The following is a 10,116-nucleotide window of genomic DNA, read 5'->3' on the forward strand; positions in this document are numbered from 1 at the left end:
CTTCTTCCCAAAACTGAAAAAATCCGGCGATTTTGCCTTTCTCGTCTTGATGTTTATAGCTGATTTTGAGGCTGTCCCTCATATAGAAACAATAATGCAAGTCACCTATTGAAAACTTCTTTACACTGTGTAACATTCCTTTTAATTTATTTTTACCTGCAATAGAGCGTATCCTTTGTGAAATACAGCATTTATAGTGAGTTACTTAAATTCTTTCTTGCTATATTTGTACTAATAAAATTTATGAAACTATAGTTGCGGAATTATGTAAATTAATGCATTATATTGTTAATAGGTATTAATATTTATGAATATATTTACAATTTTAGTATTTTAGGTATAATAGTTAATGATTGGAAAAAAGGATAACTGTCATGAGTCGTAGATGACAAATTTAATTGATTAGCTCTTCAACAGATTGTAAATAGATGGGCTTTTCCATTCATGCAAAAGAGCGAAATCACCTTTATTATTTATGCCTCTGATGCCGTTTGAAAGTGGTGATACATAACAGTCAAAATTAAGTATGTTTAATGTAATGAATTCTTAGCAATATGTGCGCTGCCTTTTGTTCATTCTAGGAAGCACAACTTCTTTGTTATTTGAAGGTGGAAGTAATATTTACTTGAAATACCCGAAGTCAAACACCAAGAATATCTGCATTGTTAACTATTCATTTTGATTGTTAGAAGTAGCTCAAAGCCAAATCGCAATTAAAATAAATAATTGGTAAGGTGAATGATGGAAGAAATAAAACAATCATTAAGGCGAATTGTCAGTAATTATCAACTATCGGATGAGTTTAGCCGTTGTTTAACCTACTTGTTAGATCAACATGAAGGTGGTGATTTTAGTGATTTAAGTAAATTACATTTTCAATTGAATGGCGGTATATTAACGAAATCTATCCAAGAAGTTTTTAATCTTTTAGAACTTTGGATTCTTTTTACAGATATTGTTGATGATATCGAAGACGGTGATGAATCAAAATGGGGGATAGAGGGGAATGTATTGCTTAATGCTTCGACAGCTTTCGTTAGTATCGTTATGTTGGAGCTACAAAAGGTGGAAATACCTTATAAAAGTGAGGTTACCCGTTTATTTTGCCATTACTTACTTCAAGCAGTTGATGGTCAGCATCATGACCTAATAAACGAGATTACATCTGAAGAGATGTATGAAGCTGTTGTTAAAAAGAAATCTGGCTCGTTAATAGCACTTTCTTCATTGCTCGGAGAAGTATTAGCAACTGGAAAGTATACGGCAAAGCTTGTAATGAGTGCACACTATATTGCAATGGTTGCTCAGTTAAATAATGATTATGGCGACTTATTAAACTTACAAAGAGATTTACAAGACAAAAAAAGAACACTGCCAATATTGTATCTATTACAATATGAAGATTCAGCATTTGATGAATTACGCTTGTATTATAGTCAGCACGGCGATTCAACAATGAATATTTGCATTACGCCACAGCAAATCGAAGCTTCAGGATTATCTATATACATGCATCTATTACAGTCTAAATACCGTAATCTTGCACTTGAATTACTAAAAGAAATTTATCCAACTCATGATGTATCATTATTTAAAAAATATATTTAAGAGGTGAAGGATATGTTAGAAATCGTTCAATATATTCATAAAAATCGCAATATTTTAGATCTTTTAAAAGAAAAAAGAGTTTCACTTTTAAATGTAAATGAGTTAGAGCAAAGTTTAATTTTAGAATCCTTTGAACACGGTGAAAAGAAAACATTAAAGGATTCATATTTAATGTATTGGCGTCCGTAAACAGATGGAACAAGGAAAAGCTAAAATCTTAATTTCGCTTTTTCTCACTTTTTTCATACAATTGTATTGTTTATCCGTTGTCGTTAGCGGGCCTATAATTGGGATTACACTGGTTCAATCACAAGATCAAAGTTGGTATATTCAACAGATTGAAGAGGAAAGTTGGGCAGCATCTCAAAATATAGTGCCCTATACGAAAGTTTTAGAATTAGATGGGATGAAGCTGACAGCCAATACTTCATCCCCTTTTCTAATTACACAAGCGCATAGCATAACAATTTGGCATGAAGGAAAAGTGGAAAAGTTAATCGTCTCAAATAAGAATATAAACGCACAATTAATAAAGCAATTAATAATGCCGTTATTATATACCTTAATCACAACTGCTTTTTGTCTTTTTTTATTTAAACAAATACTTACTAAAAACAAACAGTATTTGATTTTTCATTTACAGTTTACAGCATTAGCGTATATAAGTGCAGGTGCAGCAGGACGAGGAGATTTCATTAGTATTGTTATTAATTCATTAGCGATTTTCCTTAGCATTGTGAATTGTATTTTCTACTGTAATTATTTTTTAAGAACAATGAGTGATGCTTTTCAAAAAAAGTTGCGTAATGCTTTTTTTGTTATTGGTATAATGATTGTAGTGATAAATATAGCGCGTATTTTTATTGAAGATCTTCTTAAAGTACAAATTATATTTGAACTATCAGTCTATTTAATTTTATCCTGCTTACTAGCGATTAATATTATTGTCGCAGCTAAAAGCAATACTAAATACTATGCCAAGCCATTATTCTGCATCTTTTTTTTAGGAATCGGACCGTTCGCATTATGTTATGGCATTCCAACAATTTTTAATGTGCATCCATTTCTACCTGCAGATGTGACGGCGTTATTTTTGTTAGTGGTCCCTATTTGTCTGATTTACTTAGAAATGGCGGGGAATTTTGTTAACTTACAATATGCGCTTGATCGCATGTTTTCACATTTACAATTGGCGATTCCTTTTAGTCTGGTACTTTCATTTATTTTACTATCTCTTGAGGAAGTACGCTCGTTTTACATATACAGTCTTTATTTTTTGATTACGTTTATTTCCTCCATCTTACTGTTGTCATACAAGGAAAGTATGGAAGTACGGAATGCTCGCTATTTAAGTACTTTAAAGAACTACAATTTTTCCAATTTTTATCGCTTCATTAAATCATCAGCACATTATGCTACTAACTTCGACAAACTTATGGAATATATTAAACAAGAGCTTAATCTAATGTTAATGCTGAATGATATTGAGATTATAGAAGACCAGTTAACACAATCTCTTGGTTATATAGAAGAACATAAATGTCGTGCTATTTGTCCTAATTTAATTTATAAACATGACACGAAATACATATTGGTACTCTATGAAACAGTAGACTCTAAGTTGTTGGCAATCACAGACACAAAATTTCGTAAAATACCGTCCGAATCTTTAAAAATGCTTGAACTCTTTTTGTATTATGTTCAAAGCATTATCGATAATTCACTTAAGTTGGATGAACTTATGGCACAACTGACGAAGTTAGACAAATTGCATGCACCACGATGGTATAATAGGCTATGGATTTTGTCTTCAGAGAAAGAACGTTTACGGTTATCTACAGAGATACATGATACGATTTTACAAGATTTGATTCATATGAGTCGTAATATGGAAGAAGCTGCAACAAAAGAAAAAGATGACAAAGAGGCTTTTATGCATTTGCGTGAAGAAGTACTGGATATTGTGGATAATACAAGAGAAATTTGTGAAAATTTATATCCGCCTTTAATCGATAGGCTTGGTCTCCACCGCTCGTTAGAGGAGTTAATACAGAAATGTAAAATTCGTTTTAACTTCTTGATTAAAGTGGATATTCAAAGGATTGAAGGTTTATCATTGCAGCAATCCACTACAATTTATCGTATTATTCAAGAGTTGCTCTCCAATGCAAATAAACATTCACAAGCACAGTCTGTCCATATTTCATTAACATCCAAAGCACAAAAAGTTTTTATTGACTATTGGGATGATGGAATTGGTATTGATATTGATGAAAATATTCAACAAGACTGTATGAAAAGTATAGGACTAATGGGGATGAAGGAGCGTATCAAGTATTATCAGGGGACATTTTTAATAAGCTCAAATCAGCCGCAAGGGACAAACATTAAACTATCTATGAAAATAGGTGAGGATTTTGAAAATAATGGTATTGGATGATCATATTGCTATTGGTGAAGGCACACGGGCCATATTGCAAGCTGAACTAGACTGTCAAGCAGTGGTGTTTACAGATCCCTGTATTGCATTACAGCACTTATCCGAATCATTTTATGATATTTACTTAATTGATTTTAATTTAGCAGGTATGGATGGACTGCAATTTATTCAAAAGTTACTCAAAATTCATCCTGAAGCAATCACGATTATTTATACAGGTTATAATATCGAGAAATATTTACCCGAATTATTAAACAAGGGGATATCAGGATTTATTAGTAAAACGGAAAGTAGAAAACAATTGATTGATACAATTCAATATGCACTTGAAGGGAAAGTTATTATTTCACTTTCGCTTCTTAAAAAGCTGTGTGTACATAATGTTGGAGCTAAAGAATCTATAAACTTGACAGAGAGAGAACGACAAATTTTAGATTTTGTCAGAGATGGCTATACGAATAAGGCTATTGCACTGGAAATTCATTTAAGCCAACGGACAATAGAGAAAGTATTAACCACAATTTTTTCTAAGCTTGGTGTTGAATCACGAGCAGAGGCAGCCGTTAAATGGAATGAATTAACTACTTTAGAAACTGATAAATATCATTTTAATTAGGTATAAAGATTCGACTGAAGTTCATGAATTATGCGTTTTTTACTAATAAAGCAACAATTTTTTGTAATATTAATACACATCTAATAACGACAAAACACTGGTAAAGTGTTTTGTCGTTTTTTTTACTTTGCTATCAACTAGTGTAAATATTTATTTTTTAATGTCAAGTGTGGTTTTCCGCATTATTTTAATCGGAAACCCGCCCTATAAAGTACGGTAAATGTATTGGTAGAATTTAAATAACGAGAGACAAGAGATGTTACTGGGGTAGTTTGTATATCGACATTAATAAATTTTACTACAAAACTATAAAAAAAGTTCAAAGCTATTGGAGGTTAACATGAAAATTGGTGTAATTGGAGCCGGTGTAATGGGGAAAGGTGTAGCCCAAAGGTTTGCACAATATGGTCATAATGTTGTTTTATATGATATTTCTTCAAATGTTCTTGAAACTGCACGGGAAGAGATAAAAAAGAATTTAAAAATAGCAGGTATGTTTAATAAAACGATAGATGCTGAAAAAATTGTTGCCAATATCGACATTACATCAGGTTATGAAGATTTTGCAGATATGGATTTTATTATTGAAAATGTAGATGAAAATATTAAAACGAAAGAAATCGTTTATAGAAATTTAGAGAAGGTTTGTAAACAAAAATGTATTTACATGGTGAATACTTCATGCATTCCGATTACGCTTATTGGTTCATATACCGATAGAGCTGAAAAAGTGATAGGTGTACATTTTATGAATCCAGTTCCTATGAAAAATTTTGCTGAAGTTATACAGGGATGGAAAACATCTGAAGAGACCGTTCAGCATGTTCGTGAGTTATTAAATAAAGCAGGAATGGAAATTGAAGTAATTAAGGACAGCGCGGGATTTGTATCTAATCGATTATCTCATTTATTTATGAATGAGGCTGCAGCCCTAGTGTATGAGGGAGTGGCAACTGCAGAGCAAATTGACAACATTTTTAAAAATGCTTTTGGTCATAAAATGGGTCCGCTGGAAACAGCTGATTTAATCGGTGTTGATACGGTATTAGATTCATTAAAAGTATTATATACCCATTATGAAGATCCAAAATTTAGAGCCTGTCCCCTTTTAAAACAAATGGTATATGCAGGTTCAACTGGAAGAAAAAGCGGAAAAGGTTTTTATTCTTACTAAAAGAAAGGTGATAATAATGAATACAAAAGAGAAAATTAAAGGGTTTTTATCAAAGTTTATAAAAATTACGGAGATCAATGACACAGACAATATTTTTGAAAAAGGATTAGTTAATTCTTTATTTGCAATGAATCTAGTTAATTTTATTGAAACTGAATTTGATATTTCCATCGATAATATGGAATTAGATTTGGACAATTTTAAAGATATCAATTCAATTGTTGCCTTAGTTGAAAAGAAGTTAGCAATGGAGGAAACAGTATGAGTGGGGAGAAAATAAAATGTGTTGTCTGGGATCTAGATCATACATTATGGGATGGAATTTTAATAGAGAATGACAATTTAACTTTAAAAGAAAATGTAGTTGAAGTAATAAAGGAACTAGATAGAAGAGGAATTTTGCAATCAATAAGCAGTAAAAACAACTATGATATGGCCAAAGAAAAACTTGAAGAATTTGGTTTGTGGGACTATTTTATTTATCCTCAAATTAGCTGGAACAGTAAGTCAGAAGCTGTTGCTCAAATTGCAAAAGACATCAATATTGGTATAGATACTTTGAGTTTTGTAGATGACCAAGAATTTGAACGAGAAGAAGTGTTATTCAGTTATCCAGAAATTTTATGTATTGACGCAAATGATATTGACAAAATCCTAGATATGGAAAGAATGATGCCAAAATTTATAACAAATGATTCGAAAAATAGAAGGAAAATGTACCACAGTGATATTCAAAGAAATAAAGAAGAGCTAGCGTATAGTGGTACGAAAGAAGAATTTTTATCCACGCTTAATATGACTTTCAAAATTGACAAAGCTAAGGAAGACGATCTTCAGAGAGCTGAAGAGCTTACAGTCAGAACACACCAGTTAAATTCCACAGGTTACATTTATTCTTATGATGAATTAAAGAACTTTCTTGAAGCAGATGATTATGAAGTGTATGTTGCACAGCTTGATGATAAATATGGTACTTACGGAAAAATAGGCTTGGCGCTTGTAGAAAAGAAGGCTGACGTTTGGGATTTGAAGCTACTTCTTATGTCATGCAGAGTAATGTCCAAAGGTATTGGTAATATTTTCATGAATTTTCTTATTAATGAATCGATAAAAAATAATAAAACTTTACGAGCACAATTTATTCCAACAGATAAAAATAGAATTATGTACATTACATACAAATTTAACGGCTTTAAAGAGTTAGGTAAAGACGGTGATGTCGTAATATTTGAAGCAGATATGTCATACGAGCGAATTATACCAGACTATGTAACGTTTGTTTATGAAGGGGAGAACGTTGATGGATTTTTCAGTAAAGAAAGAGCAGAAACAATACAGTCAGGAAATCATTGATTTCGCAAGAGAAAATCTTAATGAACGTGAATTTTACGAAGAATTCTCCATGGATATGTGGAAAAAGGTTAGTGAATTTGGATTATTAGGGATAACTGTAGATGAAAAATACGGAGGTCTTGGGGAAAGCTACGAGACTGCGGCAATGGTCTTTGAAAGTCTTGGATATGCATGTAAAAATAATGGATTTATTTTTGTGATTAATAATCATATATGGGTATGTCAAAATTTAATCAATTTATATGGTTCAGATGAATTGAAAGAAAAGTATTTACCACAGATGGTTGAAGGGAAACAAATTGGGGCAATTGCTATTACAGAGCCTGAAGCAGGATCTGATGCATTTGCGATGGTTGCAAATGTAAAGGAAGAAGATGATTGTTATGTACTTAATGGTACAAAGATGTTTATTTCCAATGGTCCTATCGCTGATATTTTTATTGTTTTCGCTGTTACGGAGGAAGTTCCAGATAAGAAAATCACTGCTTTTGTTGTTGAGCGCAATTTTGAAGGTGTTACGACAGGGAATGATATCGAAAAGATGGGCTTGAATGCATGTCCGACGAGTGAACTTATTTTAGATAATGTAAAAGTGCCAAAGAATAATATATTAGGGAAATTTAACTATGGTAATAATATTCTCACAGGCGCGCTAGAATGGGAAAGATGTTTTGAATTTGCGCCACATATTGGTGTGATGCAACGAGTTATGGAACAATGCATCAAACAGGCAAATGGAAGAAAACAGTTTGGAAAGCCAATAGGTTCAAATCAGGCAGTATCTCATAAAATTGCCGAAATGGAAGTAAATATAGAAATGGCGAAATTAATGTTATATAAAATCGCATGGTTAAAAGATCAAAAAAAATCTGCTTACCTTGAAACTTCTATTTTTAAACTTTTTGTAAGTGAAAATTACATAAAAACGTGTAGAGATGCAATGCAAATTTTTGGTGCATATGGATATACAAAAGAGTATGAAATGGAACGAGAGCTAAGGGATGCCCTGGCAAGCAGTATTTATTCAGGCACAAATGAAATGCAAAAAAATACAATTTATAATATGGCCAATGCAAGATATATGTGATAAGGAGTGCTCATGAAAGTTGTAGTATGTTTAAAACCAATCAAAGCTGAAGAGATGTTTCCAAATGAATTACGAACAGAGGACTTTATTATAAATCCATATGACTTATATGCATTACAACAATTTATAGAATTAAAAAAATCGATTGATTGCACAATTATCTGTCTTTGTATGGGTAATCACAGTACAAAAGGATTGCTTCAAAAGGCTATTGCTTTAGGAGCAGATAAAGCCATTCTATTAAATGATGAGCTATTCGAAGGTTCGGATACAGTCGCTACTTCATACATTTTAGTACAGGCAATCAAAAAAATAGAAGATGTGGATTTTGTAGCATGTGGAAGACGAAGTAGTGATGGAGAAGTTGGACAAGCAGTATATGGCATAGGAGAACGTCTTAATTATTATTGTTTAACTGATATAGCTGAGATTTTAGGGAATGAGGCATCAGCAATTCAGCTAAAACAAGTAAAAGACACTGAAACAATTATTGGGAGATTGAAACCACCCGCTGTTATTTCTTTTTACGATTATGTAGTTACGCAGCCTTTAATCAATTTGCTAGCATTAAAAAAAGCAAGAAAAAAAGAGATCCTTGTATGGAATGCTACTGATTTAGCTGTTGATGTAGAAAAGTGTGGTTTTGCTAGTGTAAAGGTGAAAGAATGGCATGTTCAAAAAGAAGCAAAACAGAAAAAGCTATTTATAGAAGAAACGGCACAAGAAAAAGCGGCTTTAATCTATAACTTAGTAACAGATAAGGCACACAATAGTAAACGATAACCTGCATGAAGGATGAACGTTGAATGGAAAAAGAAATTGTTATCATATGTGATTTTCAAGAACACGACGATGGAAATATATTACAGGTCATCACAAAAGCTAGTAGTCTCAGTAATCAATGCAACTATAAGGTAACAGTATTATGTGTTGGACATAAGGATAGTGAGCAACTTGATAAGTTCTTTCAATATGGAGCAGACAATATAGTGATCTGTAGACAAAACGAGCCATTTGATATGACATATTTTACAAATATAATCTCAAATATGATAAAGACACGCATCCCAAAAGTCATATTGGTTCCGGAATCTAGCAATGGAAAAATAACGGCATCGATATTATCTGCCAGATTTGAGGTCGGGCTTATAGCAGGTTGTACTGATATTCAATTTGATGAAAATAACGAACTGTCTTTTTTGAGAACTGCCTTTAATAGTGTGACAATTGCCAAAAACAATTGTTCTAATGGCGAATTTATCATCGCAACTGTGAAAAAAGACATCTTTGCAAAACAAATGAAGGCTGGGCAATGTAGTGGAATGATAGAGGAAGTTACATACGATGATGATATGGAGAAGTTGTCCAATTCATGGGGTGTTCTAGAGCGAATAGAAAAGTTCGACAAGAAAGAGATGAACAATTTAAATAAAGTTTTTTGTATTGGTAGAGGAGTTAAAAATCAAGATACTTTTGAAAAAATTTGCCAAATTGCAAATAAACTACATGTTGGAATAGTTGGAACCCGAGCAGTCGTTGAAGCGGGATATATTGAAAAAGAGAGAATGATTGGTCAGTCTGGGAAAATGCTGGCTTCACCTATTTATGTAGGATTCGGTGTATCGGGCGCTAGCCAACATATGATTGGCGTTAAAAATGCTGAAATAATCGTTGCCATCAATAAAGATAAAAATGCACCCATATTCGAATATGCGGATTACGCTATCGTAGATGATGTGGAGGCAGTACTGGCTGAATTAGAAAAAATGGCTGAGGGATAGGTACAAGAGATGTACTTAGCGTTTTATAAGACATAAAAAGCTTTTAGAAGGTTTGAT

10 protein-coding genes are annotated in these 10,116 nt (G+C 32.5%); all 10 read left to right on the forward strand.

Annotated features, from left to right (window positions below):
* The first annotated feature begins 738 nt into the window (after positions 1-738).
* The 10 genes from LO754_RS05630 to LO754_RS05675 all read left to right on the forward strand — a co-directional run bounded on the left by LO754_RS05630 (position 739) and on the right by LO754_RS05675 (position 10,059).
* Entirely contained in the window at positions 739-1,608 is an 870-nt protein-coding gene (locus LO754_RS05630; RefSeq protein WP_231785757.1) for a class 1 isoprenoid biosynthesis enzyme, read from the forward strand.
* Between the two features lie 12 nt (positions 1,609-1,620).
* The gene (comX, locus tag LO754_RS05635; protein WP_105928920.1) at positions 1,621-1,797 is read left to right on the forward strand and encodes a competence pheromone ComX; all 177 of its coding nucleotides are present in this window, start codon (positions 1,621-1,623) and stop codon (positions 1,795-1,797) included.
* A 4-nt stretch (positions 1,798-1,801) separates the two neighbouring features.
* The gene (locus LO754_RS05640; protein ID WP_024361556.1) at positions 1,802-4,048 is read left to right on the forward strand and encodes a sensor histidine kinase; all 2,247 of its coding nucleotides are present in this window, start codon (positions 1,802-1,804) and stop codon (positions 4,046-4,048) included.
* Positions 4,035-4,664, forward strand: a complete 630-nt coding sequence (locus tag LO754_RS05645) for a response regulator (protein ID WP_051147706.1) — start codon at positions 4,035-4,037, stop codon at positions 4,662-4,664. Before LO754_RS05640 ends, LO754_RS05645 begins: the two co-directional genes overlap by 14 nt.
* Positions 4,665-5,004: 340 nt before the next feature.
* Positions 5,005-5,838, forward strand: coding sequence for a 3-hydroxyacyl-CoA dehydrogenase family protein (locus LO754_RS05650; protein WP_024361554.1), 834 nt, complete (start codon positions 5,005-5,007; stop codon positions 5,836-5,838).
* Positions 5,839-5,854: 16 nt separating this feature from the next.
* Positions 5,855-6,103 carry an acyl carrier protein gene (locus tag LO754_RS05655; protein ID WP_025218865.1) on the forward strand — a complete coding sequence of 83 codons (249 nt, stop codon included), beginning with the start codon at positions 5,855-5,857 and terminating at the stop codon, positions 6,101-6,103.
* Positions 6,100-7,191 (forward strand): HAD-IIIC family phosphatase, encoded by a 1,092-nt coding sequence (locus LO754_RS05660; protein ID WP_024361552.1) that lies wholly within the window; start codon positions 6,100-6,102, stop codon positions 7,189-7,191. The genes LO754_RS05655 and LO754_RS05660 overlap by 4 nt, the downstream gene beginning before the upstream one ends.
* Positions 7,139-8,278, forward strand: coding sequence for an acyl-CoA dehydrogenase family protein (locus tag LO754_RS05665; RefSeq protein WP_025218866.1), 1,140 nt, complete (start codon positions 7,139-7,141; stop codon positions 8,276-8,278). The genes LO754_RS05660 and LO754_RS05665 overlap by 53 nt, the downstream gene beginning before the upstream one ends.
* Positions 8,279-8,290: 12 nt before the next feature.
* Positions 8,291-9,061 carry an electron transfer flavoprotein subunit beta/FixA family protein gene (locus LO754_RS05670; RefSeq protein ID WP_231785758.1) on the forward strand — a complete coding sequence of 257 codons (771 nt, stop codon included), beginning with the start codon at positions 8,291-8,293 and terminating at the stop codon, positions 9,059-9,061.
* A gap of 23 nt (positions 9,062-9,084) precedes the next feature.
* The gene (locus LO754_RS05675; RefSeq protein ID WP_231785759.1) at positions 9,085-10,059 is read left to right on the forward strand and encodes an electron transfer flavoprotein subunit alpha/FixB family protein; all 975 of its coding nucleotides are present in this window, start codon (positions 9,085-9,087) and stop codon (positions 10,057-10,059) included.
* Positions 10,060-10,116 lie beyond the last annotated feature (57 nt).

The organism is Lysinibacillus sp. GJ-1 (genome assembly GCF_021166035.1).
In the GTDB taxonomy this organism is placed as follows: Bacteria; Bacillota; Bacilli; order Bacillales_A; family Planococcaceae; genus Lysinibacillus; species Lysinibacillus sphaericus.